Genomic DNA, 25584 nt, shown 5'->3' with positions numbered 1-25584 from the left:
AGGGGGGACCTTTCCTTTCCTCTGATGTCTGATGTTAAAACCAGTTATTCTTTCCCTAGTTTTTTCTTTAATGCTGCAAGCTCATCATCTACATCATTTTTTTCTAATGCTTCAAATTCGTCGTCTAAGCTACGGTTTGACTGACGTAAATCTTCGCTTGTTTCTGCCTCAGCTTCAAATTTTAGTACCTTTTCTTCCATACGCTCGAAACCTTGTTTGGATTCATCACTGCCAATACCAGATAATGTGCGATTCATTTTGGTTCTCGTTTTGGCAGATTCTGCTCTTGCTTTTAAGGAGTCTTTTTTCAGCTTCATTTCTTGATATTCAGCTTTCATCTCATCCAATTTCGTACGTAGAGAAGTAGAGTCTTGCTTCGCGCGATCATACGATTCTTTTAGAGAATCAGCAGATTGTTGATGTGCTTTTTTATCCTCTAACGCACGTTTTGCTAAATCATCATTTCCAGCTTCAATCGCTTTAATCGCCTGCTCATCCCGTTTTTCAACCATTTTTTTAGCATCTTCGTATTTACGGAGCATCATTTTTTCATTGGCAATTTGCTTTGCTACAGCGGATTCGGCTTCACGGATATCTTCTTCCATATCACGCATGAATTGATCGAGCATTTTTACAGGATCCTCTGCTTTATCAAGGGCAGAATTCAATTCGGATTCGACCACGGTTTTCATTCGTTTAAAAAATTTAAACATCTTGTTCATTCCTCCAATAATTTTATTTAAAATGTAAGTAACTTAATGATGAAATTTGTGAATGTTTAGCTTAGGAAATTATTTACTCGCGATAATTTTTAATTCAAATTCTTCAATGGTATAACCAGTACTAACTTCTAGTTCGGATCCCCATTTTTCAACTGATAGGAATTTTTCTTCTTCATCATCCATGTAATCAAAGTAGTTACACGTGGTTCCAGACAGATTTTCGCTTCGCCCAACACCTGATACATTAGCAGTACCAGATTCGTCTAAATAATATGTTGTACCATTGTATTCTATTTGTTTGGGGATAGGTTCTTGAAGAGGTAATTTGATTTTCTCATACATTCCAAGGTTCAGTTCATCATCCATCTCAACACTCAACCATAATGTTTTATGCGTACCTTGCAGCTGATATGCGTGCCATTTAAAACCATGGTCATTATAATTGATTTTACCTACTACTTTGTAATCTTCTAGATCAAAAGTTACAATATCATCCATTTCAAGATTAAACATATTTCGCTCTTCAATCGCGTTGCTTGATTCTTTTTTCTTACCAAATAATTTTCCCAGTATGCTCATCTATTCACCTCAACTTATCTATTCTTAACTTCATTATACTAATACGAATGAAAAATGTATAAGTTTCAGTTTTTATAAAAATCATTAAGGACTTTTGTATGAACATTCCGTGACAGAAAAATTTCATGTACAATTTAAGTAATAAGTAGAATGGAGAGGAGGGAATGTATGAAAAGAAAACAAAGAGCCATTCACGAGCCGGAACTACCTGAGAATTTGGAGGAAATCGAGCTAACGCATCTTTCTTATCATGATCTAATTGAGCTGTCGCGGATTGAAAAGATAAAGGGGCCATTAGTGGGGGAGCATGTTCGTTTTGAAGAAGTCTACTTGAAGAAAGTAACGTTATCTCAATCACGACTCTCCTTTTCTAGATGGACGGATGTGATTTTTAATGGATGTGACCTATCAAACGTTGATTTTCAAGATGCATATTTTAATCGTGTTGCATTTCATAATTGTAAATTAGCAGGTGCGGATTTTGATCAAGCAAACTTTCAAGATGTGCAGTTCATCGAATGCGAAGCCCCCTATTGTTTATTTAATCAAACGCTATTACGAGATATGGCTTTTCGCCAATGCTTGTTAAAGGGCGCTAATTTTATGGAAGTTCAATTTGACAATGTTCAGTTTGGCTATTCTGTCATCCAAGATGTTACATTCACAGGCTCCTCATTAGCTTCGATCGATCTAAGTAATTGCCAGTTTCGTACCATTCATCTAACTGGAGAAGAGTTAAGGGGAGCAATCATATCAGCTGAACAGGCTGTTTCATTTATTGAATTATTTGGCGTGCAAGTAAAATACGACGAATAGTAGAGGTGATGAACAGGTGATACCTATTTATGGACAAGTAGTTGATCAAGAAACGAGATGTGTACATTATCATTCAACAAAGGATATCATTGCAATCAAGTTCAAATGTTGTGGAAAGTATTATCCCTGTTACCAATGCCACCAAGCAGAAGGTCATAAAATAAGTGTTTGGAAAAAAGAGGAATTTGATCACAAGGTAATCCTCTGTGGTGTATGTAAAACGGAATTTACGATTCGCCAATATCAACAAATGGATAAATGTACTTGTTGTGGATCTATGTTTAACGAAGGATGTAAGCTGCATCATCACTTATACTTTGAATGAAAAGGATGTAAGCCGCAGTATGTTGCATCGAAAGAATATACAGAGACTAAAGTATCAATCACCTCCTAATTGTTAATCCTAATACATTAAGGAGGTGTGATACGTTGGCTAAAGATGTACTTTGTGAAGTGAATAACTGTGTGTATTGGAGCAATGGAAATAAATGTAATGCAGATGCCATTTATGTAGTCAGTCATAAAGGTAAGCAGGCGTCCACTAGTAAAGAAACCGACTGTAAAACCTTTGTTCCAGAATCTTAAAATTTGTTTGGGGGGATAACCTTGGGAGGTTATCCCTTTTAATATGATTATTATTGATAATAATAATCAATTTCATTCCTGTTTATACATTAATTTTTTCTAAGGTGATTTCTCCCTACAATGAAGCCAAACAATCGCTTATTAAGCGGCCAAATGCAGAAGAATTTAAAACGAATATCCTTTTCTCCCCTAGAACTGTCCCTTGTACCAACTGAAATATCCTAACTTCATGGAAAAGAGTACGGTAATTAGAAATACGATTAGCATCATGCCTAAAAAACCCCAATCCTTCCATTTCAATGTAAATTGACGATAAAACGTACGATCTCGATCCCCGTTAAATCCTTTTGACTCCATCGCTATTGCGGTACGTTCCGCTTTTCGTATAGCCCCGGCCAGCAAGGGGATAGCAAATCGTTTATATTGTTGAATGGAACCTTTGATGCCATTAGCACGATGGATTCCTCTAATACGATGCGCTGATCGGATTTGAATTAATTCTTCTTTTATTAATGGTAGAAAACGGTACCCTGCTAATACGCCATAAGCAAGTTTAGGTGGAAGCTTGAACTGCTGCATGACACTCAAAATAAAATCAACCATGTTTGTTGTAAAAATAAACATAAATGATAAAGAAGCAAAGGCGAGCATTCGTAATGTTAATGCGGCTGCTACTGTTACATCTTCTTTTGGTAAATCCCAAAATAGAATGTGCATCGTGACACCCGGATTCGTTGGTTGATCTGCAAACGCAATGGTTGTCCAAAGCATGCCAAAGGATAATAAAAAAATAACCGAGAAATAAAGCGTGTACCATTTCCATGCTACTTTTCCACATATAATGGTAACCATTACGGTGAACATGCAGTAAATTAATGGTGTAAAAGGGTCGAATACAAACGTCAGTAAACAAACTAAGAGAACAACTGTAATTGCTTTCAAACTGGGGTTAAGTTGATTTAGAAACGAACGCATGGCGATCCTCCTCCATTTGTTGTTTCAATTGAATTCGATTGGGATAATCTAAATGCCATCGTTTAATTACTGACTTTTCTTGTTTCCATAATTGATCAGGCGATTGATCAGCTACAATTTCCCCTTTTTCTAAAACAAGCACACGATCAGCGTACTTATCAACCAGATCCATATCATGTGTAACCATGATAATCGTAGTGCCTTGTCTATGTCTTTGCTCCAACAGATCCATTATTTTCGCAGTGGAGGCAGCATCTTGTCCAAATGTCGGTTCATCTAAGAAAAGGACCTGTTGATCATCCACAATCATTGTTGCTACACTCAGTCTTCGTTTTTGTCCTTGACTTAATGAATAGGGATGCAGATGCCCCAAACCCTGTAATTCACAATGTGATAGCGTGTTCTGAACTTGTTCCTGAATCACGCTTTCTCGATGCTCACCGCCTAGTCGTAAACTAAAGGCAATCTCGTTATAAACCGTATCTGTGATAAATTGATGTTCAGGATTTTGAAAAACGTATCCAATTTGTTTTCGTACATCTTTCTCCTGCCATTCATTAAGGGGACGTTGATATAAGCGAATATCACCATTGGAAGGTCGGTCTATTCCGCTTAATAAACGCGTCATGCTTGTTTTTCCGCTTCCATTCGGTCCGACGATTGCTACAAAGGATTGATCGTATAGACGGACAGTTAATTGGTTTAGAATTCGCTGCTGGTTTTTATAAAGATTCACATCCGATGCAGAGAGAATAACGTTCTTTTTCTGTGGCTTTGCTATCTCTACACGGTTTCTTTCTAAGAAGCTGGCATCCATAGTGACTGATGATAACACATCCTCGTTTGACAATGGTATCTTCTTATAACTTGCCTTGTTTTGTCTGGTAGCTGTAAGTACAAGATCAGTTATTTTAGGTAGCCTAATCCCTTGCTGCTGAAGCATTTCTCTATTTGTTTCAATAAGTTTAACGAGAGGACCATCATAGATACCTTTGCCTGTTTTGGACAAGATAAATGCACGGTTGATAAAAGTAATCCAGCCTTCCAGTTGATGTTCAATAACGATAAGCCCGATCTGCTGTTCTGTCCATACATGTCTTATTGTTTGAATAAATTCCTTAGTTGATTTTGGATCTAAATTAGCAGTTGGTTCATCGAGAACAAGATAATTTGGTTGTAGTGCAAGTACGCAAGCGAGTGCTAACTTTTGCTTTTGTCCACCAGAAAGTGTATTTATTGAAGCATGCTTATACGAGCTTAATTGAACCAATTCTAATGCCTCATCGATCTTTGCTTCTATTTCGTTGGAAGGTGTGCGAATATTTTCTAGTCCAAAAGCAATCTCATCTTCCACCGTTAACATACAGAACTGCGTTTCGGGGTCCTGAAATACGACTCCTACTTGTTTACTTATTGTACCAGGATGAGCCTCTCGAATGGAGTGATCGTATATATGGATATCGCCTTTGAGCATACCTTCCAATTCTCGAGGGTATATCCCATTTAAACAACGTGTCAGTGTACTCTTGCCACTTCCACTTGGGCCTAGTAATAGCATTGCTTCCCCTTTATTTAATTGGAAACTTAGCGTTTGGATAATTGCTTTTTCATCATTTCCATCAAACCAAAGAGAAAGTTCGGAAACATTAATCATGATACGGAACGTTCCTTTCTTATTTGTTTTCCTAAAGCAAAACTGGAAAGTACGCCCGTTTTGGCAAGGGAATCGCTGATGGTTTTCCCAATTAAGCCAGCAATAATGGCACCACTAATCATTCTGATGACCAGCATACTTACAATATAAGGGGTGGAAAGAGCGGTAAAACCGGATCTAAAGTAACCCCATACAAAACTAAAGATAGCGGCGCCAATACCAGCCAGCATAAGGACCCATAAGGAATAACGCTTGTATCGAGTGGCAGCAAAGGCAGCCTCTGCTCCTAACCCTTGAATCATTCCTGTAATAATAATAATCGGGCCCATCGCGTTTCCTAGCAACATTTCGACGGTAGCAGCAATCGTCTCTGATAAAAACGCTGCTCCTGGTTTGCGAATGATATAGGCAGCAATGATAGATACGATAAACCAGATTCCAAATATAAAATCGTAACCAATTGGTCCTAGCAAGGATACGAGGAGTTTTCCAACTGGTAAAAATGCTAAATAAACAATTCCGAACACGACGGCAAGTACGGACATCACAATGATTTCTTTCAACTTCCAGTTATTCATTTATTTTCTCCTTCTTTGAAGGGCTGTTGGCAGAAATCGTGGTTGTCATAACAGTATGTGAAGATTTTAAATTTTCCATGTTGGTAAATACGCGTTCAAGGCCATCAAAAACCTTTTCACCATCGCCATCTAGTCGTGTTGCATAGTGAATAGAAGAAACATCAATACCATGTAATTTCATTTCTTCGATTTGGTTATAAATCATATTCATATAATTTCCGCCTCCTAGCGGATACAATGAAAACTTTCCAGCTACTTCCTGGCTCATTCGTTTTAGTAATTTGGTATTTAACCGCTCATCATCCTCTGATAAATAAACATCTCCATCAGAATCTCCAGGACAGCCGATGGAATAGGTGCCACTGAAAACTACATGATGACCAGTGTTTGCCGCATGTAGAAAGAGCGCCTTCGTTACATCAAAAACATGAGATATTCTCCCTCGGACACAGGTTTCTACATCTGTCGTTTTCATCCAAACCTTCGATGTATCAACTTCCTTTAATGAAGCTGTAATAACATCTACGAATTGATCCGTCATTGGATAAATAGCAAATGTACAGCCTGCAATCCTACTTGTGCTACATGTGATCGGTTGGTTGTTCAACGTAATCTCCTCCTTATCGATACATACACAAAAAAACTGCATTCTTGGGAATGCAGTCTTCATAAATAATATGATAAGGCAATGCCTGTTCCATTTTATTGAACGACTGCACTTCCCCACGCTAGTATTATCTAGATCGGGTTCTAAGGGTCAGATCATTTTCCTCTCAGCCATCTTAAAATAGCTCCCCTAGTGCAATAAAAATAGATATGCAGTTTTTATATGTCCATCTATTAGAATAGTTGAATTCGAATCATTTGTAAATATGTTAGATTTTATCTTGTCTTTTAACTAATTAAAAAAATCCAGGAAAATTTTTCAGGTCATGTTGAATCATGATAATCAGGTATTAGGCTTAGGAATAGGTTTTAAGCTGTGTTATAATTAAGAAAGATTTAAGCAAGAAAAGGAGGTGAGTATAAATGACGATTGAGTTGTTAAATGAACTTTTTAATGATGTATCTCCGCTATCACTGTATTTAAGTCTATTATTGACGATTGTCACGACATATCAATTTCTAGCTATCGATGCTAGAAGTATAATGGAAAATAACAATGTATTAACGAGGGAATATCATAATCAGCGGGTAAGATTATTGCCAATGCAGGAACTGCTAGGAGAATGTGCAGAAATCTTGCAATGGTTAGTTAAAAAGACGAAGCGTATCGCTTCACCAGACGATGATACAGACCAGCAGTCCTTCTCGTTTTTTAAGGATTTATTACAACGAGGAGGAAAACAATGCAAGGTCAATTTATACTCACTTTTCTTAAAAAATATGCCATTGTCGGTATCATTCTAATCTTCTTTTTAACGGGGTGCCAAGCAGATAGTGGATTATTTCATTTTGACAATCCATTCTCCGGGCTCATGAAATATGTAGCTGTGTTATTTGGAGGGGATTATGGTTTATCCATTATTTTAATAACGGTGCTTATTCGTTTGCTCTTAATGCCTTTATCATTAAAACAAACAAAAAGCGGCGCTAAGATAAAAGAGAAAATGAATGAAATGAAGCCTGATATGGACGCTATTACAGAAAAATATAAAGGGAAAACAGATCAAGAGTCCAAAACCAATATGCAACAAGAAATGATGCAGCTTTATCAAGAGCATCAATTCAACCCGTTAACCTCTATGGGATGTTTGCCAATGCTTATTCAATTTCCGGTGATTATCGCTTTTTATTATGCAATTAGAAACTCACCGGAAATCGCGACCCACTCATTCTTATGGTTTAATCTAGGCGAAGTTGATCTCATTTTGCCATTTATTGCAGCTGCGATATATTTTATTCAGTCACGTGTTTCAATGATTGGTATGGATGAAAAACAAAAGAAACAAATGGCCATTATGGGACTTCTTTCACCTGTGATGATTGGGTTCATTTCATTTAATACCCCAGCAGCTTTGCCGTTATATTGGACGGTCAGCGGGATATTTCTAGTATTTCAAACATTACTTGCTAAAAAATTATATTACCCTAAAAATGCTGTGCAGCAATGAGTTTAGTAAAGATGTGATTGACATCCTTTTACTCGATATATATAATTAGGCGAGAAAATGGATATTCGGATCCATATAAAATTGGAGAGGTTCTTAGCTATAACCCTCTATAAAAAACTAAGGACAACTGATGCGATAAAAAGCCATGTGCCTTGGGCCATGGCTTTTTTATATGAAAGAATAAACATATGTGACAACTGTCTAATTCAGGATCCCCCCCTTAAGCTTTCCTTCATACGTTGGGTTACATTCGATGAAAAAGTTTGCTTTAGGAGGAGCTTGAGCTGTGTGAGCTCGAAGGGCAGTAAACATGGAAGAGGAGGTTTTACTTGTGTCTGGAAGAAGTAATGATGAGTTGCATGGCGTAACGTTATTGGGAAGTCAGGGGACGAACTACGCTTTTGGTTATACCCCCGAAGTATTGGAGGTATTTGACAATAAACATCCAAATCGTAATTATATTGTAAAATTCAACTGTCCTGAATTCACAACATTGTGTCCGAAAACAGGACAACCTGATTTTGGGACAGTCTATATTAGTTATATTCCTGATCAGAAAATGGTGGAAAGTAAATCGCTAAAGCTCTATCTTTTTAGTTTTCGTAACCATGGCGATTTTCATGAGGACAGTATGAATATAATTATGAATGATCTTATTCATCTTATGGAGCCACGTTATATCGAAGTTTGGGGAAAATTCACACCACGCGGGGGTATTTCCATTGATCCATATTGTAATTATGGAAAACCTGGTACCAAGTTCGAACAAATGGCAGAGCATCGTCTGCTGAATCATGATATGTATCCAGAGAAAATAGATAATCGTTAAGTTTATGAGGGTTAGCTATGTTCCTCTACTTCAGAAGAGGATGAAATACGATGTTTGTTTACTTAAATGCTTTGTTTGTGGGGCTTTTACTTTTATCAAATATATTAGCAGTGAAGCTATTTCAAATTGGCGAATTTATTTTGCCAGGTGCTGCAGTAGTTTATGTCATTACCTATTTGCTAACAGATGTTATTGGGGAGGTTTATGGGAAGGAAACCGCTAGAAAAACGGTTCAAGCAGGGTTTATAACACAATTGATTGGGATGTTATTTATTTTCATTGTGGTTCACTTACCTGCTGCTCCAGCATTTGGCCTGCAGGAAGAATTTGAACAGATCCTTGGGGGTAGCTTTCGAGTAATGATTGCAAGTCTTCTATCCTACCTTGCCAGTCAACATCTAGATGTTACTATATTTCATAGGTTGAAAGCGAATCATGGGGAGAAAAAACTTTGGTTGCGAAATAATATTTCAACGATGACCAGCCAACTCATAGATACTTCCATTTTTATTGTGATTGCATTTTGGGGAGTTGTACCTTTTAATGTATTGATTGGTATGGTTATTACACAATATGTATTTAAATTAATTATTGCTATTATTGATACCCCTTTCGCTTATCTATTAGTAAAGTGGGCGAGAAAGCAAGAAGTACACCAGGAAGGCTTGCGTGTTTATTGAATTTTCGGTAAACTCAAGTTATATAAAAATTAACTGCTGAATCTAATTGACTTTACTGATAAAGTAAAGCGCTCCGTTAGATCAAAACCAGTTATATTGATAGATCTACCTTAGGTGATTTCTGTCTATATGACTGGTTTTTTGTATAAAACGGAGGTATTACTGGGAGCAATTTATTCGAATTAGATAAGAAGCATTTTTTCAACCAATATCATCCATTCATGAGCAGCAAGCTAATGGGACAAAAGTGATTTTGCAAGAAGGCAGCGGCATCTATGGGACGCTGTTTCTTCCCTTTGGAATCTAAATATTGGTCTTATAATAGAAGAATTGGCAGAAACGGCAGTACTGCAAATGGAATAATTGGTCTTTAGTTCCCTTCTCCACATTGTGTCATGAACCAGCAATAACATTGGCTGAAAAGAATGCTTCACTTGCATCTGAAGGATTGAACGCTGTTTTCTTTACGTTGGTTGGATCAGAACCCAATTTATTTGATGTATATCATAGGTAACATCGTAAAAGGAAGAATTTTTATCATGATATTTCGGAATAGTTTGTTAATATAAAAACACATGATCTGGAGGGTTTTTATGAATGAATCTGATAAGTTATTAAAAATTCTAGGTAATAAAGATGTGCTAGCACTAGCATTTGGAGCTATGATCGGCTGGGGATGGGTGGTTACATCTGGATTATGGATTACAGAAGCTGGATCAATAGGAGCTATTTTGGCATTTGTTATTGGCGGCCTACTTGTCGTTTTTGTAGGATTAACCTATTCGGAGTTAGCTTCAGCGCTTCCCTTGGCTGGTGGAGAACATGTGTATACATATAAGGCAATGGGGAGAGTGGCTTCTTTTATTGCTACATGGTCAATTATCCTTGGTTATGTATCTGTTGTAGCCTTTGAAGCTGTTGCTCTTCCAACTGTATTTGAATATGTTATACCTAATTATAGTCAAGGTTATTTATATACCATTGCGGGCTGGGATGTTACGCTCACCTGGGCAGGTGTAGGTATTATTGGTTCCATCCTAGTTGCTTGGATTAACTACCGGGGGATTAAGCTGACTACAGTTATTTCATTTATATTAACATTAATCATTTTAGTAGCTGGCCTTATGTTAATTACCGGGAGTACATTCGGAGGAAAAGTGGAGAACATGCAGCCCTTGCTAGAAACAGGGCTTGCTGATATATTGACGGTTGTTATCATGACACCATTTATGTTTGTAGGTTTTGATGTTATTCCACAAGCAGCTGAGGAGATTAATCTACCACAAAAGAAGATTGGGCAGTTATTAATATTCTCTGTTATTCTGGCAGTGATTTGGTATATTGCAATTATCTTTGGAGTTTCTCGGATATTAAGTCCTGCAGAACTTAATGCGTCTAGTTTAGTCACGGCAGATGCAATGGCAAAGGCGTTCGGCGGCAGCCAACTAATGGGGAATTTCCTTGTGCTAGGTGGGATTGGTGGTATATTGACAAGTTGGATCGGTTTTTATGTTGGAGGCAGCCGAGCAATCTATGCCCTTGCCAAAGCTGGGATGCTGCCGAAATCACTTGGCGACATACATCCAAAATATAAAACCCCACATAAAGCAATTTTATTAATTGCTATTCTCTCCACTGCTGCACCTTTATTAGGACGTCCCGCCTTAGTTTGGCTAGTGGATGCTGGTGGATTAGGCTTAGTCGTAGCATGGCTAATGGTAGCTATATCATTTATTTTATTAAGGAAAAAAGCACCTACCATGGCTCGACCGTTTAAACTACCTTTTGGAACCACGTTTGGTTGGGTCGCTGCCGTGATGTCTTTTGGTGTTATGATACTGTATATGCCTGGTATGCCGTCGGCTTTGATATGGCCATATGAATGGGTTATTGTTGGGGTGTGGGCCATCTTAGGGGTGATCTTGTACAATTATTCAATGAAAAAATACGGTAAGGCATATGCGGATGATCATATGAAGAAAGAAATGAATAGAGTGGCATAATTTGTTGATGTCCCTCAGCTGGTAGAGCAACTCGTATTTTATTTGCCTTTAGGAGCACAGATCTTCCCCTTCCCGCGGACAACGCTCAAGCCTCCTCGTGGAAAAAACACACGGTGGGGTCTGGAACTGTCCGTTTTGCTGCAGGGAGTGTCACGCTCTGTGCTTCTTCGCTCTTTGCCTATGGCTGAAAAAGACTCTTCTCGATAGTGTGCCCCACAAAGTTAGCGATCCTCTTTATTTAAATAAAGTTTTTCCTTTCATTACAGTTTTTAAAATTTCATAAACAAAGACATTGAGATTTTGATATAATATAACCTATATATTCAGAAAAGAATGAGAATAAAGAACTAGCTTTCTGATTGGAGGTTATTATGACACGTATTATTAAACCTGAATCATTACATTTACAGGCTTATCATATTCTGAAAGAAGAAATCTTGGAAGGGGAGTATAAACCTTCTGAACGTATTGTTGAGGCAAAAGCAGCTAGTAAGCTAGGCATCAGCAGAGGACCAGTAAGAGAAGCTATTCGAATGCTTATTCAAGATGGTTTACTTACTTATAATGAAGGCTATGTTCGCGTTTACACACCTACCGTTCAAGATGTAGTGGATATTTTTCAGTGCCGAGAGAGCTTGGAAGCTTTAGCTATTAGCCTTGCCATTTACCATATCACGGAAGTAGAGAAAGAGCAGCTAACCAATAATTTACAAGCTACATACCAAGCATATGAGCAGCAGAAGACAATTGAATTAGGGAAGCTGGATCAAGAATTTCACGATATCATCATTCATGCATCCAAAAATAAACAATTAAAAGAATTGTTAGAAGTAATTCGTACAAAAATTCATTATATGCGAATAAGCATGGTAAAGGGTGAATTTTATCCTTCTTTTGTAAGTGAACATGAACGACTTGCTGAGCTGCTATTTAAGAGAAATGAAGCAGAAGCAAATGAATTGATGAAACAACATATTAAAAAAGGACTAGACGGTGTACTCATGCATATAGAAAAAGCTCAATCCAGATAGGCAACGTTATCTGGATTTTTTCATGTAAAGCTAAAGCGCGAGCAGGTGACTTTTAAGGATATTCAAGAGCTGTAGTTGTTCGAAACGTTTCTTTGTTTATATTCCTTAACAATTATGCCATTCTTATATTTTAGTTAACTGTATGCAGTTGACTATAATTATAAGATATTGTAACATACAAAATATACTAAAAATTTAGATACGTACGTTTCGAAAGCAACCGGATAAGGATTAAATCATATTGAAAGCGCATACATTATTTACTTAGGAAAGAGTGATAGTCAATGAAGGAAGGGCTGTGTATTGGGGATACAAAGACAATTACGGTAGAAGTAACTAGAGAAATGTTTGCTCAATTTGGAGGAGAAGTTGTGCATCCAGTTTATTCCACTGCGTCAATGGTTTATCACATGGAATGGGTATCTAGACAGTGCATTCTTCCATACTTAGAAGAAAATGAAGAAGCTATGGGTGCAGCAGTTGCCTTAAATCACATAGCACCATCCGCGTTAGGGACGAACGTTAAATTGACGGCTGCGGTATCAGAGATAACAAAGCGAATGGTAACAACTGAACTGATTGTAGAGAATGATAATGGAAGGATAGGTGAAGGAGAAGTTAGGCAAGCTATCTTACCTAAGCACATAATTCAAGAGAAAGTCAGAGCAGCAAGCATTGGAGGAAACGTTTCAATATCTAGCCAGTTAGAAAGGAAACCAATTAGACCTTCTTATAATGAAGGGAATATAAAAGTAGAAAAAGGTGGGATATAGATGAAAGAGAAATATCCATTATTTCAAGTTATGGGTAAAGACGGGAAATGGCAGGATCAAACGTATGAAAAAGAATTAAATGAAGCCAAAGTAAAATCATTATATTACCATATGTTACGTATTCGTACGTACGACCAGAAGGGGGTAGCTTTACAACGACAAGGAAGAATTGGAACATACGTACCATTTGCAGGTCAGGAGGCAGCCCAAGTAGGTAGTGCACTTGCTTTGGGAGAAGAGGATTGGATGTTTCCTACATATCGGGACCATGGTGCGTCTCTAGCCTTTGGCGCAGATCTAGACATGATGCTATTACATTGGAATGGCCGGATAGAGGGGTGTCTTCCATCAAGGAAAAAACATATCATGCCTGCTTCAATACCAATTGCTACTCATTTGCCTCATGCTACTGGTGCAGCAATGGCCGAAACGTATAAAGGAAGTAAAAATGCGACAATCGCTTATTTCGGGGATGGAGCAACCTCAGAAGGGGACTTCCATGAAGGATTAAATATAGCTAGTGTTTTTAAAGCTCCAGTTGTTTTCTTTAATCAAAATAATGGATATGCTATTTCGCTTCCGGTTGAAAAACAAATGAATTCGGAAACAATTGCCCAAAAAGCGGAAGCATATGGAATCCCCGGTATTCGAGTAGATGGAATGGATGTATTGGCTGTATATATCGCTGTACAGCAAGCGCTAGATAAAGCGAAAAGAGGGGAAGGTCCTACATTAATTGAAGCAGTAACAATGAGATTTGGTGCACATACAACTGCTGACGATCCATCTAAATATCGTAACCAAGATGAAATCAACCAAAAACGTGAAGTGGTTGACCCGTTAATTCGTATTGAAAAGCATATGAAGGGGCGTCATATCTGGGATTCTGCATGGCAGTCCTCCCTATCTGAAGAAATAGGAGAAGAACTGGACAATGCAATAAGTCGAATGGAAAACTATCAAAAACCCGTAGTCTCGGATATGTTTGATTATGTTTTTGAAAAACCAACATGGACGATTGCGAAACAGAGACAACAGATTATTTCTAGAGGAGGACGGGGCTAGTATGGTTATGTCAAAGGAATTAGCCAAAACAGGGGAAAAAGTAAAAACAAATTCATTCAATATGATACAAGCGATTAATGATGGGCTAAAGACAGTACTGGAAAAAGATAAGCGAACACTCTTACTAGGTGAAGATATTGGCAAAAATGGTGGGGTGTTTCGGGCTACTGATGGACTACAGACAAAATTTGGTGAACAGCGTGTAATGGATACACCCTTGAGCGAAGCCGGTTTTGTTGGCACGGCTGTAGGGATGGCCTTAAATGGACTAAAACCAATTGTAGAAATTCAATTTTTAGGGTTTATCTATCCAGCTTTTGAGCAAATTGCAACACATGTGACACGAACACGAACACGTACGTTAGGTCATTATCATATGCCGATGGTAATCCGGGCTCCATATGGTGCTGGGGTACGTTCTCCGGAGATACACTCGGATAGCGTAGAGGCATTTTTCGCCCATATGCCTGGGATAAAGGTGGTATGTCCGTCTACTGCATATGATGCGAAGGGATTATTGCTCGCAGCAGTAGAAGACCCGGATCCAGTTCTATTTTTAGAACCAATGCGGCTGTATCGCGGTAAGCGCTACGAGGTACCGGTGGAGGAATATCATATTGAACTTGGCAAAGGAACAATGGTTGCTCAAGGAGGAGATGTGAGCATTTTCGCTTGGGGAGCAATGATGCCAATTGCGTTGGAAGCAGCTGAAAACATGAAGCAGCAAGCTATCTCATGTGATGTCATCGACTTGCGTAGCTTATACCCACTGGATAAAGAGATTATTGCTAATTCCGTACAAAAAACGGGAAGAGTGGTTATTATTCATGAAGGTCATGAAACTGGAGGAATTGGTAGTGAAATCATATCGATCATTAATGAGACCTCCTTCCTTTATTTAAAAGCACCGATTGAGAAAGTGACAGGATTTGATGTTCCCGTACCACTCTTTGCCTTAGAAAATGATTATTTACCAACAACAGACAGAATAGAGCAGGCGATTCTAAAGGTGTATGAATTTTAGGAGGTGATATTATGGTTCAGATCAAATTTAGCGATATAGGCGAAGGTATGACAGAAGGAGAAATTATACATTATTTTGTCGAGGTAGGAGATGAAGTATCTATCGATCAGCCTTTGGTCGAGCTACAAACAGATAAGATGGTAGCAGAGATACCTGCCCCATCCGCTGGTAAGATTACATCTATTCTATATGAACCAGGGGACGTTGTAATAGTTGGTACAGTAATAATGGAGATAGCTAATGATAAACAAATTAATTCTAATAATCAGGAGCAAACAACAGAAATAATGGTTGATGATACGAAACCTCTCATAGAAGAAGCATTCCCTGCTGCTTCGTTCAATCAATATAACCGCATTTTAGCTGCGCCTTATACGAGGAAGATTGCTAGAGAGCTAGACGTTGATATAGAGGAAATAAAGGGAACTGGCCCTTCTGGACGCGTTATAGATGAAGATGTGTATCGCTTTGCAAATCAATCTGCACCTTCAGATGACATAGAGGTTGAAAAAACAATCGAAAAGAAACAGGTAGATGAGCAAGGTGAAGTTATTCCATTTACTGGAATTCGTAAACAAATAGCGCAAAAGATGAGCTATTCGTTGCAAACGATCCCGCATGTTACCCATTATGATGAAGTAGATGTTACGTATTTAATCGAGGCTAGTAATGCCTTGAAGGAATCGAAAGATACGGTTTCCCTTGCTGCCTTTTTTGTAAAAGCAATCGTTGTTTGTTTAAAAGAATATAAGCTTTTTAATGCAAGACTTGATGAAGAAGCTGAGGTCATCCAATTACTAACGGATTATCATATTGGAATTGCAACGAATACAGAAAATGGTTTAATGGTACCCGTTGTTCCGGATGTAAATCAAAAATCGATTCGTACCATTGATCAACAAATGAAAGCCGTTGCTGCGAAAGCAAATAGTGGTCAACTTGCATCGGAAGCCCGCGTCCAAGGTACATTTACTGTTAATAATGTAGGTCCACTTGGAGGTACTGGTGCAACACCCATTATTAATCATCCCCAAACCGGAATTATGACTTTTCATAAAACAAGGAAGATGCCAGTCGTTATGAAAGACGATGAAATTAACATACGATCGATAATGAATGTCTCCTTATCTTTTGATCATCGTGTAATTGATGGGGCACAATCCATTGCTTTTACGAATCGCTTTAAAGAACTGATTGAAAATCCGGCGAAGTTATTATTGGAGTTGATGTAAATGGTTGTGGGCGAATTTGCAGAACAACGGGAATTAATTATTATTGGCGGTGGGCCTGGGGGCTATCATGCAGCAATTCGCGCTGCAAGGTTAGGTTTACAAGTTACTATGATCGAGCAAGAGCATCTAGGTGGGGTATGTCTAAATAAAGGATGTGTTCCTTCTAAAGTATTTGCAAATGCCGCTAAGCATTTAGATGAAGTAAAGCATCTTTCATCATTTGGTATTTCAGCAGAGAACCTGTCTTTCCAAATCCATCAATTGGTCTCCTATAAAGAACAAACGATGCAACAATTACGAGCTGGTGTAGAAAACCTATGTAAAACCAACCAAATTGAAGTGATTCATGGTAGGGCCAACTTTATTAATGAACATCGAATTGGTGTAGAAATGGAGCATCGTTTTGAACTGTTTGAGTTTAAACAAGCAATTATTTCAACCGGCAGATCACCAATTTTGCCTAACTCCCTCATGGGCAACCCTCGTATCATGACAGAACAGACCATATTTAATTTAAATGAGGTCCCGGAAGAACTGGTGGTTTATGGAGCGGATTATATCGCAATAGAAGCAGCTTTTAGCTATCGGAAAATGGGATCAAAGGTGTCGATTGTTTTGAATAATCGAGCCGATTTTCCATTTGATCATGCGATCAATCGAGAATTAAAGCGAATTTTAAAGAAAGAGAAAATACATGTTTACCGTGAATATCAATTGAAACAAGTGACTCCGAGAGAAGATCGCATTCTTCTACAACTTACCAAGCATGATAATCAATTAACACTTGCAGGAACGCATCTTTATGTAGAAACAAACCATCAGCCAAACATTGATTCTTTAGGCATTGACCAAATCGGAATTCAACTGTCAGAAGCAGGTTTTATAGCCATTAATCAAGAAATGAAAACTACCATTCCTTCCGTATTCGCTATCGGTGACGTAACCGATGGAGTCGCTTCAGCTGTTAAAGCTATGAAACAAGGGAAAGTAGCGGCTGAAATTGCCGCCGGGTTATCAAGTGAGGTTGACTTAACAATGATTCCAACAGTTGTTCATAGCATTCCTCCAATTGCAGTCGTAGGTTTAACCGAACAAGCAGCAGAACAGCAAGGATATCATGTGAAAACAAGCCAGTTTGGATACGTTGCGAATAGTTATGCAACGATATCGAATCAAACAGATGGGATAGCAAAGGTTATTAAAGATGCTGATTCTGACCTTCTATTAGGTTTCCATACAATAGGAGCAGGTGCAATTGAGCTAATAAGTACAGGGGTCACGGCATTAGAATTAGTAGGAAGGGATGAAGATTTGTCATTCCCGCTTTATCCTCATCCTAGCTTTAATGAAACTATCTTAGAAGCAATTGAAGGATTAACCGATAAAGCTATTCACATAAAGCCAAAGAATAAACCGTTAGACTTAGCAAACAAATAGATATGCTCAGATTCTTTTGCCACGTTTGGACATGTATTCAACTAACGATAGAACCCACATGATCTTGTTTTAACGTGAATAAAACAAAAAAAGGGGTAGTTATATGTATCGTATTAAAGCTGTTCAAACACCATCTTTATTGGAAGCTGTCATTATTACTTTAGCTATTGTGGGCATTATCAGTACGAGTATTATATTTTTTGAAGCTGCTCCTCATGTGCCGCTAGTGATCTCATTATTACTCTTGTGCACATATGGTCTCACTAAGAGGATTTCATATAAAGCGTTGGAAGCTGGAATTATCGAAGGAGCAACATCCGGGATGGGCGCTGTCTTTATTTTTTTTCTGATTGGTGTATTAATTGCTTCGTGGATGTTGGGTGGAACAATCCCAACGCTTATTTATGGAGGGCTTCAGTTAGTTACCCCTAGCTTCTATTTCGCGGTCGTATTTATTATAACCTCACTGATTGGAATTGTGGTGGGCAGTTCCTTAACTACTATTGCGACGGTTGGTGTGGCTTTTATTGGCATATCGGAAGCTGTCGATGTTTCCTTAGCGATAACTGCAGGAGCTATTGTGTCTGGGGCTTTTTTTGGAGATAAGATGTCACCATTGTCTGACACAACTAATATGGCATCGGCAACACTAAAGGTGGACTTATTTGATCATATAAAAAATATGATGGGTACGACGGTTCCCGCCTTCATTCTTACGTTAATCATCTTTGGCATTATTTCTCCAACGCTTACAGATGCTAATTTTGGCAAAATGATCGATTTTCAAAATGGTCTACTAGATACTGGATTAGTACATTGGTATAATGGATTTTTTCCGCTTGCAGTACTGCTTGTACTTTCAATAAAAAAAGCCCCAGCGATGTTAACGTTAGCTGCAGGCTCTCTAACAGCGATCCTACTGTCTTTATTCCATCATATTCCTTCACCTGAACGTTTATTCGGGGTTTTAATGGGTGGGTTTGTTTCGGAAACAGGGGTTGAAGCGATAGATGCTTTATTAACACGAGGTGGTATTAATGGAATGTTATTTACCATTGGCTTAGTACTGCTTGCATTAAGCATGGGTGGCTTGATGTTTACACTCGGAATAATCCCTAGATTGTTGGCTGCAATTGAACATTTATTGCATAAGGTATTTTCAGTTATCATGGTTTCGGCACTAACTGCAGTAGGATTGAATGTATTAATAGGAGAACAATATTTATCCATTCTCCTAACAGGGGAGACTTATCGATCGCAATATGAAAAGGCTGGTCTTGCTAAAAAGAACCTATCTCGTGTAGCAGAAGATGCTGGAACGGTTATTAATCCATTGGTACCTTGGGGTGTTTGTGGTGTATTTATTACAACTGTTTTAGGTGTGTCTACACTGGAGTATCTTCCATTTGCATTCTTTTGTTTATTATCCCCATTACTGACTTTACTATATGGTTTTACTGGATGGACATTAACCTATGAAGTTAATGTCCAGAAAGAATCCGGTGCTGTACGAGCGACGGGTACGGAATAAAGGTGGAGCTTTTTTATCCCTTGCTTTTATAGCGAGGGATTTTATTTTATCGTGTAATGAGCACAAACAACAAGATTTTCTGTATAATAGATATTGCGTTCATTTTAACATAGAGCTGTTAGGAGAAAAAATATGAATAGATTGAGCTTTGAGAACATATATACAGCAGGTGAAATCGTATACCAGTCGGATTTATATGTACATTATCATTATCCCGAAATGTTAATAAAATTTGATAGTAATTATTTGAAATTTCAAAACATGCCAACGTTAACTGCTTTTAAAGAAGCAGCTACTTATTTGTACAATTTTCATTTGCAGCAGCATCAATATCATGTCAAATTCACGTTTCCAGAGAATAGGAAGCCAACAGAAGAATTAATTCATCATTTTTTACAGAATAATTACGCGTATAGTTATTTGGAATTGTTCTCGATTCAACCCGACCAGTTTCCTCGCATCGAGAAAAATATGGATATAGCTATTGAGTTAGTAACAGCAGCTAATTTTGATACATACTTACAATTACAATATCAACAAGATATCTCATACGGGAAGGCGTTTGCCGAAGCAAAGCCATATGAATATCGACAACAATTTCAATCGGAAAATGTCATGCAGATTTTGTCTTATTTCCAGGGAAATATTGCAGGTTCTGTAGATGTAATTCTCGACAAGGATACTGCAGAAATTGACAGCTTATTCGTTCTTGAGGAATATCGTAGAAAGGGGATTGCTGCTAGATTACAGCAATTTGTTATGGATCAATTTCCTAATAAAACAATCATTCTAGTGGCAGATGGCGAAGGTACGCCCAGAGAAATGTATATTAATCAAAATTACCGCTACCTTGGATTCCAATATGAAGCGATTAAAGTATTTAAAGAAGAGAACTAGGTGTGTGTAATTTTGTAGGTTTGTTATCAGATATCGTCACATACCATAGATGAATAGCTATAAAAAGACAGCAATCTTGATATCAATGATTGCTGCCTTGAAAAAAGAAATTGGTTACTGCCATTTTTCCATATTCCATACGTTTGTGACCCAGTCCTGATAAAATGTTGCCTCATGTGATACAAGAAGTAATGTTCCAGTATAGTCTTGCAGTGCTTTTTTAAGCGCATTTTTTGTTTCCACATCCAAATGGTTGGTGGGCTCATCTAGAATAAGGATGTTGCTTTTAGCAAGCATAAGCTTACATAAACGAACTTTTGTTTGCTCCCCTCCGCTAAGCGAAGCTAACGATTGAAAGATATGCTCTGTTTTTAATCCGCATCGTGCCAAAGTCTGTCTTACTTGTTTTTGAGTTAAATTTGGATAATTACCCCAAACCTCTTCTAATGCTGTATGTTTGGCAGCAACCCCCATTTCTTGCTCGAAAAATGCAGGTATAACACAATCGCCGATGCTTATACAGCCATTTAGTTCCGGGATTTCACCCAGTAATGTTTTTAAGGTGGTTGTTTTGCCAATACCATTATGTCCTATTAAGGCAATTTTATCACCACGCCTTAACTGTAAGTTGACGTTGCTAAATAACGGTTGATCATATCCAATATCCAGGCTTTCCGCTTGGAAGACAATATTGTCTGGTTGATTTGTAACGGAAAAAGAGAAGGTCGGCTTTGGGTTCATTGTAGGTTTTTCTATTCGCTTGATTTTATGCAACTTTTTCTCGCGACTTTTTGCTTGCTTGGCAGTAGAAGCTCGAGCTTTATTTTTTCGAATATACGTTTCAAGTTTTGTAATTTCTTCCTGTTGCTTCTGGTATTCCAAGTGTATTTGTCTTCTTCGTAAATCATAGGCTTCTAAAAATTGTTCATAATTACCAGTATATTTAGTTACCTTCTTATGTTCCAAATGATAAATAATTTGCACCACATGATTCATAAAAGTCGTATTGTGTGTAATTAAGATGAATGCATTTGGATAGTCGGTTAGATATAAAGTCAACCAGTCAATATGTGAAACATCTAGATAGTTCGTCGGTTCATCAAGTAATAATACATCTGGCTGCTGTAATAGTAGTTTTGCCAGTAATAGTTTTGTCCTTTGCCCACCACTTAATTTACTTACATCTGTATCTAAGCCTAATTGCGTAATTCCAAGTCCTGCAGCCACTTCTTCAATTTTTGCTGGGATACGATAAAAATCATGGCGGTCCAGTTTTGCTTGTAATTGACTGTAGTGATGTAATAATTGTTCAAGATCTTCTGTGGATGTACGCATTTTTTCGGTTAATATCATCATTTCGTTTTCGGTATCAAATAAATCATGAAAAGCCCCTTGAAGAAATTCCAGTATCGTCTTTCCTTGACTTAATTGAATATGTTGATCTAATGTTCCAATTCGTGCCTTAGGATGCCAGGTTATTTCCCCTTCATCTGGTACGAGCTTTCCAGATAGGATTTGAAAAAGTGTCGATTTTCCAGCACCATTTGCACCGACAAGTCCGATATGTTCGCCTTTTAACAAACGAAATGAAAGATCACGTAAAACAACTTTATCACCAAAAGCATGGGATACATGGTGAACGTCTAAAATACTCATCTTTATTCTCTCCTTTAACCCGAAAATCGTCCTTTTGCCTACAAGTACAAGGAGAGCAAACACCTTTTACCTTTTTAAGGTATAAAAAGAGCAGAGCGCAACGCCCTGCTCCACCAATTAGATGTTGACATAAATCTGCCATCCATATTTTATGAGTTCAGGTGTTAATCCGCTGCTTGTAACTTGCATAGGCTTGTTAAAAATGGACAGACTTCTCCCATTCTTAAGCACAAACAAGTTGAAGCAGAACAGATAAAAACATGGATCACCTTCACTCCTTTTGATGTTAGAATAATCAATCTTATTTATGAATATACCATGTAATCGCTAGTAAAGCAAATGAGTAAACATAAGAAATAAATTGTATGTTATAGTAAGTAAAATATTTGCTAGAAAATATCACACTACTGTTGATTGAAAAGAATGACATGCTAAAATAAATACATTTATTCGTGAGTAGACGTTTATGTAAACATAATTGAGAAAAAGGCAAAGAATAAAATGATTGGAGGCTGAAGGAATGAGTGATAAAACATTTATTAATAAAATTCAGGTATCTTCTGGGCGGGAGCTTGCTGATATTGTGATAAAAAATGGAAAAATCGTCAATGTTTTTAGCTCAGAGATCATGGAAGGCGATCTAGCAATAAAGGATGGCTATATTGTAGGTATAGGTGAATACGAAGGAAAAAAAGTAATTGATGCAAATCATCGTTATATATCACCAGCGTTTATTGATGGACATGTTCACATTGAGTCTTCTATGGTAACTCCCAGTGAATTTGCTAAGGTTCAACTCGTTCATGGGGTAACTACAATGATTTGTGATCCGCATGAAATAGCGAATGTGGCAGGAGTTAAAGGCATTGAATATATGCTGAAAAGTGTACTTGATTTGCCATTTGATTATTATTTTATGCTGCCATCCTGTGTGCCAGCAACACCGTTTGAACATGCAGGTGCAACCGTTACATCAGAGGAGCTGCTTCCTCTATATGATTATGATCATGTACTTGGCTTAGCTGAAGTAATGAATTTCCCTGGGGTGGAAAATGCCGACAAAGATATGATTGATAAATTAGTTACTGCTAAAAATCGAGGGAAGAAAATTGATGGTCATGCAGCAGGGCTTTTTGGAAAACAGTTAGATGTATATATGACTGCTGGAATTCGCACGGATCATGAAGGTACAACAGTTGATGAAGCTAACGAACGCTTGCAAAAAGGAATGTATGTCATGATTAGAGAAGGGACTGCAGCAAAGGATTTTAGGCAATTAATACAAGTAGTAAATGAAAGAAATGCACGGCGCTTTTTGTTTGTAACAGATGATAGACATTTGGATGACATTATAAAAGAAGGAAGTATCGATCATATGGCAAGAATGACGATTGAAGAAGGGATAGATCCTATTACTTCCATTCAAATGGCTACGTTAAATGCTGCTGAATGCTTTGGTCTTAATGAGCATGGAGCAATAGCACCTGGTTATAAAGCAAATTTCCTGTTTCTTGATGATTTATCAAGTTTACACATATCTTCCGTTTATAAGGATGGGATATGCGTGGTTAACAATGGGGAAATTAAAGTAGACCTAGAATCGGTATCTCCACCTTCTGAATTAATGGATAGTATAAACTTTCATCCTATAAAAGAAGCAGATCTATCTATTCCATTGCTGGGAGAATCGGCTAATGTCATTGAACTTATCCCAAATAGCATTGCAACAAATCACCTGATTGAGTCTGTCCCTACTAATAATGAGCAACATTTTATTCCCTCCATAGAAAGAGATTTATTGAAATTAGCGGTTGTTGAGAGACATGATGCAACTGGAAACATTGGGTTAGGTATCTTAAAAGGACTAGGTTTACAGGCTGGAGCAATTGCTACCACCGTTGCTCATGATTCTCATAATTTAATTATTGCGGGAGCGAATGACCCAGATATGGTACTTGCTGCTAAAACAATTCAAACAATACAAGGTGGATTAGTAGTTGTAAATGCTGGAGAAGTAATAGCAACAATTGCATTACCGGTTGCGGGATTAATGTCATTGGATTCGTATGAACAAGTAAATACCAAGCTGGAAGAGATCTCCCTTGCCTTACAATGGATAGGTGTAAAAAAAGACTTTAACCCTTTCTTAACGTTAAGCTTTTTAGCATTACCAGTGATACCAGAATTGAAGCTGACAGACCAAGGGTTATTTGATAATCGTAAATTCAAACATATATCGGTTGATGTATTAAATCATCCGATCGAGTAGTCTATAATAAAGAGGGTGGCTTATTTAAAAGGCCATCCTCTTTATTTCGAAAGTATCATTATCTATTCAAATTTAAAAGAAAGCAGGATATAAGGAGGAAAAAGGATGCGGACAGAAAGTGAAATGCTGGATTTGATCTTACGCGTAGCTAAAGAAGATGAACGGGTACGGGCTGTCGGTATGAATGGATCTAGAATAAATCCAAATGCACCTGTAGACCCATTCCAAGACTTCGATATTGTTTATTTAGTAAATCATATGCAATCATTTATTGAAGACCCAGAATGGGTTGATGTGTTTGGAGATCGATTAATAATGCAGACACCAGAAGCAATGGCGTTATTCCCTTCTGAACTTGGGGAGAGGTTTTCATATTTAATGTTGTTTACAGATGGAAATAGACTTGATCTGATACTCGCCCCAATTCAAGAAAAAGATATGTATGAAAAGGAAGATTCATTAACGATCCTATTACTAGATAAAGATGATCTACTCCCAGAAACATCCGCTCCAACAGATCAAGATTATTGGGTGAGCGAACCAACCGGCATTCTTTTTGACAATTGCTGTAATGAATTTTGGTGGGTATCAACATATGTAGCAAAAGGTTTATGGAGGAAGGAAATTCTTTATGCGTTGGATCATATCAACTTGGTTCGTAACATGCTAATAAAAATGCTAGAGTGGCGCGTTGGATTCGAAACAGATTATAGCGTCAGTATTGGAAAAAATGCAAAGTATTTAGAACAATTTGTTGATAAACAAACATGGTTAACATTGTTGTCCACCTATCCACCGGGAGAATATGAAGCGATTTGGGGATCTTTATTTAAATTATGTGAATTATTCATTGAAACAGCAACATATGTAGCAAATTCGTTACATTTTGACTATCCATACAGTACCGAAAGGAATGTAATGCAGTATTTACGCCATATTAAAGATTTGCCTTCGGATGCTACTGTTATTTAAAATCAATTGTGGAATTAGAAAAGAGTTATCATACTCTTTAAAAAATGAATATCTTTAGACCTAAGGACAATCAAATCATTTAATTCAGAATATTGATAATTATATTGACAAATTAAATGGTGTATTGTAATGTCAAGAATGAAGAATAATTCCAAGAAAATA

25 protein-coding genes and 2 riboswitches are annotated in these 25584 nt (G+C 37.6%); of the genes, 18 read left to right on the top strand and 7 right to left on the bottom strand.

Annotation, left to right across the window (positions count from 1 at the left end):
* Window positions 1-44: 44 nt before the first annotated feature.
* Together JKP73_RS19045 and JKP73_RS19040 are read right to left on the bottom strand one after the other, a co-directional pair.
* Window positions 45-713 (bottom strand): PspA/IM30 family protein, encoded by a 669-nt coding sequence (locus JKP73_RS19045; RefSeq protein WP_038245870.1) that lies wholly within the window; start codon window positions 711-713, stop codon window positions 45-47.
* Between the two features lie 78 nt (window positions 714-791).
* Entirely contained in the window at window positions 792-1301 is a 510-nt protein-coding gene (locus JKP73_RS19040) for a DUF4178 domain-containing protein (RefSeq protein WP_038245869.1), read from the bottom strand.
* 168 nt (window positions 1302-1469) lie between these two features.
* Here JKP73_RS19040 and JKP73_RS19035 point away from each other — a divergent pair, with 168 nt between their 5' ends.
* From JKP73_RS19035 to JKP73_RS19025, 3 genes are all read left to right on the top strand, one after another.
* The gene (locus tag JKP73_RS19035) at window positions 1470-2117 is read left to right on the top strand and encodes a pentapeptide repeat-containing protein (RefSeq protein ID WP_051739259.1); all 648 of its coding nucleotides are present in this window, start codon (window positions 1470-1472) and stop codon (window positions 2115-2117) included.
* 16 nt (window positions 2118-2133) lie between these two features.
* Entirely contained in the window at window positions 2134-2442 is a 309-nt protein-coding gene (locus tag JKP73_RS19030; RefSeq protein ID WP_038245868.1) for a CHY zinc finger protein, read from the top strand.
* A 104-nt stretch (window positions 2443-2546) separates the two neighbouring features.
* The gene (locus JKP73_RS19025) at window positions 2547-2702 is read left to right on the top strand and encodes a DUF1540 domain-containing protein (RefSeq protein ID WP_021290479.1); all 156 of its coding nucleotides are present in this window, start codon (window positions 2547-2549) and stop codon (window positions 2700-2702) included.
* Window positions 2703-2891: 189 nt separating this feature from the next.
* Here JKP73_RS19025 and JKP73_RS19020 read toward each other — a convergent pair whose 3' ends face one another.
* The 4 genes from JKP73_RS19020 to JKP73_RS19005 are packed head-to-tail and all read right to left on the bottom strand — an operon-like array spanning window position 2892 to window position 6516.
* Window positions 2892-3677 (bottom strand): energy-coupling factor transporter transmembrane component T family protein, encoded by a 786-nt coding sequence (locus JKP73_RS19020; protein WP_160807564.1) that lies wholly within the window; start codon window positions 3675-3677, stop codon window positions 2892-2894.
* Window positions 3652-5331 (bottom strand): ABC transporter ATP-binding protein, encoded by a 1680-nt coding sequence (locus tag JKP73_RS19015; RefSeq protein ID WP_160807563.1) that lies wholly within the window; start codon window positions 5329-5331, stop codon window positions 3652-3654. Before JKP73_RS19015 ends, JKP73_RS19020 begins: the two co-directional genes overlap by 26 nt.
* Window positions 5328-5909, bottom strand: coding sequence for an ECF transporter S component (locus JKP73_RS19010; protein WP_021290482.1), 582 nt, complete (start codon window positions 5907-5909; stop codon window positions 5328-5330). Before JKP73_RS19010 ends, JKP73_RS19015 begins: the two co-directional genes overlap by 4 nt.
* Window positions 5902-6516, bottom strand: a complete 615-nt coding sequence (locus JKP73_RS19005; RefSeq protein ID WP_267903277.1) for a YkoF family thiamine/hydroxymethylpyrimidine-binding protein — start codon at window positions 6514-6516, stop codon at window positions 5902-5904. The genes JKP73_RS19010 and JKP73_RS19005 overlap by 8 nt, the downstream gene beginning before the upstream one ends.
* Window positions 6517-6612: 96 nt before the next feature.
* Window positions 6613-6717: riboswitch (TPP riboswitch) on the bottom strand.
* Between the two features lie 221 nt (window positions 6718-6938).
* On the opposite strand from JKP73_RS19005, the gene JKP73_RS19000 reads away from it, so the two are divergent.
* The 13 genes from JKP73_RS19000 (at window position 6939) to JKP73_RS18940 (ending at window position 20525) form a co-directional block, all read left to right on the top strand.
* Window positions 6939-7319 carry a hypothetical protein gene (locus tag JKP73_RS19000; protein WP_038245866.1) on the top strand — a complete coding sequence of 127 codons (381 nt, stop codon included), beginning with the start codon at window positions 6939-6941 and terminating at the stop codon, window positions 7317-7319.
* On the top strand, window positions 7259-8023 hold the full coding sequence (yidC, locus tag JKP73_RS18995; protein ID WP_200411678.1) for a membrane protein insertase YidC: 765 nt from the start codon (window positions 7259-7261) through the stop codon (window positions 8021-8023). Before JKP73_RS19000 ends, yidC begins: the two co-directional genes overlap by 61 nt.
* 80 nt (window positions 8024-8103) lie before the next feature.
* Window positions 8104-8150, top strand: a riboswitch (PreQ1 riboswitch).
* Window positions 8151-8333: 183 nt separating this feature from the next.
* Entirely contained in the window at window positions 8334-8852 is a 519-nt protein-coding gene (queF, locus tag JKP73_RS18990; protein ID WP_438874673.1) for a preQ(1) synthase, read from the top strand.
* 50 nt (window positions 8853-8902) lie between these two features.
* Window positions 8903-9532 carry a queuosine precursor transporter gene (locus JKP73_RS18985; protein WP_021290486.1) on the top strand — a complete coding sequence of 210 codons (630 nt, stop codon included), beginning with the start codon at window positions 8903-8905 and terminating at the stop codon, window positions 9530-9532.
* 593 nt (window positions 9533-10125) lie between these two features.
* Window positions 10126-11535, top strand: coding sequence for an APC family permease (locus JKP73_RS18980; RefSeq protein ID WP_200411676.1), 1410 nt, complete (start codon window positions 10126-10128; stop codon window positions 11533-11535).
* Window positions 11536-11906: 371 nt separating this feature from the next.
* Window positions 11907-12566 carry a GntR family transcriptional regulator gene (locus tag JKP73_RS18975; RefSeq protein ID WP_021290488.1) on the top strand — a complete coding sequence of 220 codons (660 nt, stop codon included), beginning with the start codon at window positions 11907-11909 and terminating at the stop codon, window positions 12564-12566.
* A 284-nt stretch (window positions 12567-12850) separates the two neighbouring features.
* On the top strand, window positions 12851-13339 hold the full coding sequence (locus tag JKP73_RS18970; RefSeq protein WP_308436512.1) for a thioesterase family protein: 489 nt from the start codon (window positions 12851-12853) through the stop codon (window positions 13337-13339).
* Complete coding sequence (pdhA, locus tag JKP73_RS18965; RefSeq protein WP_038245863.1) at window positions 13340-14404, top strand: pyruvate dehydrogenase (acetyl-transferring) E1 component subunit alpha; 1065 nt, start codon at window positions 13340-13342, stop codon at window positions 14402-14404.
* A 1-nt stretch (window position 14405) separates the two neighbouring features.
* Window positions 14406-15428: an alpha-ketoacid dehydrogenase subunit beta gene (locus JKP73_RS18960; protein ID WP_021290491.1), complete on the top strand. Its 1023-nt coding sequence runs from the start codon at window positions 14406-14408 to the stop codon at window positions 15426-15428.
* Between the two features lie 11 nt (window positions 15429-15439).
* Window positions 15440-16660 (top strand): dihydrolipoamide acetyltransferase family protein, encoded by a 1221-nt coding sequence (locus JKP73_RS18955; protein ID WP_200411675.1) that lies wholly within the window; start codon window positions 15440-15442, stop codon window positions 16658-16660.
* Window positions 16661-18097: a dihydrolipoyl dehydrogenase gene (gene lpdA, locus JKP73_RS18950; RefSeq protein ID WP_200411674.1), complete on the top strand. Its 1437-nt coding sequence runs from the start codon at window positions 16661-16663 to the stop codon at window positions 18095-18097.
* Between the two features lie 103 nt (window positions 18098-18200).
* A complete protein-coding gene (nhaC, locus tag JKP73_RS18945) occupies window positions 18201-19628 on the top strand; it encodes a Na+/H+ antiporter NhaC (protein ID WP_200411673.1) in 1428 nt (475 codons plus the stop codon).
* A gap of 132 nt (window positions 19629-19760) precedes the next feature.
* On the top strand, window positions 19761-20525 hold the full coding sequence (locus JKP73_RS18940; protein ID WP_160807558.1) for a GNAT family N-acetyltransferase: 765 nt from the start codon (window positions 19761-19763) through the stop codon (window positions 20523-20525).
* A 114-nt stretch (window positions 20526-20639) separates the two neighbouring features.
* On the opposite strand, the gene JKP73_RS18935 is transcribed toward JKP73_RS18940, so the two are convergent.
* Window positions 20640-22181 carry an ABC-F family ATP-binding cassette domain-containing protein gene (locus JKP73_RS18935; RefSeq protein WP_021290496.1) on the bottom strand — a complete coding sequence of 514 codons (1542 nt, stop codon included), beginning with the start codon at window positions 22179-22181 and terminating at the stop codon, window positions 20640-20642.
* A gap of 520 nt (window positions 22182-22701) precedes the next feature.
* Here JKP73_RS18935 and ade point away from each other — a divergent pair.
* Entirely contained in the window at window positions 22702-24450 is a 1749-nt protein-coding gene (gene ade, locus JKP73_RS18930; protein ID WP_021290497.1) for an adenine deaminase, read from the top strand.
* A 105-nt stretch (window positions 24451-24555) separates the two neighbouring features.
* Entirely contained in the window at window positions 24556-25422 is an 867-nt protein-coding gene (locus JKP73_RS18925; RefSeq protein WP_160807557.1) for an aminoglycoside 6-adenylyltransferase, read from the top strand.
* The last annotated feature ends 162 nt before the right edge of the window (window positions 25423-25584 follow it).

Source organism: Virgibacillus salexigens, assembly GCF_014905415.1.
Classification (GTDB): domain Bacteria; phylum Bacillota; class Bacilli; order Bacillales; family Amphibacillaceae; genus Virgibacillus; species Virgibacillus salexigens.
This window is presented reverse-complemented; position numbering and strand designations above follow the sequence as displayed.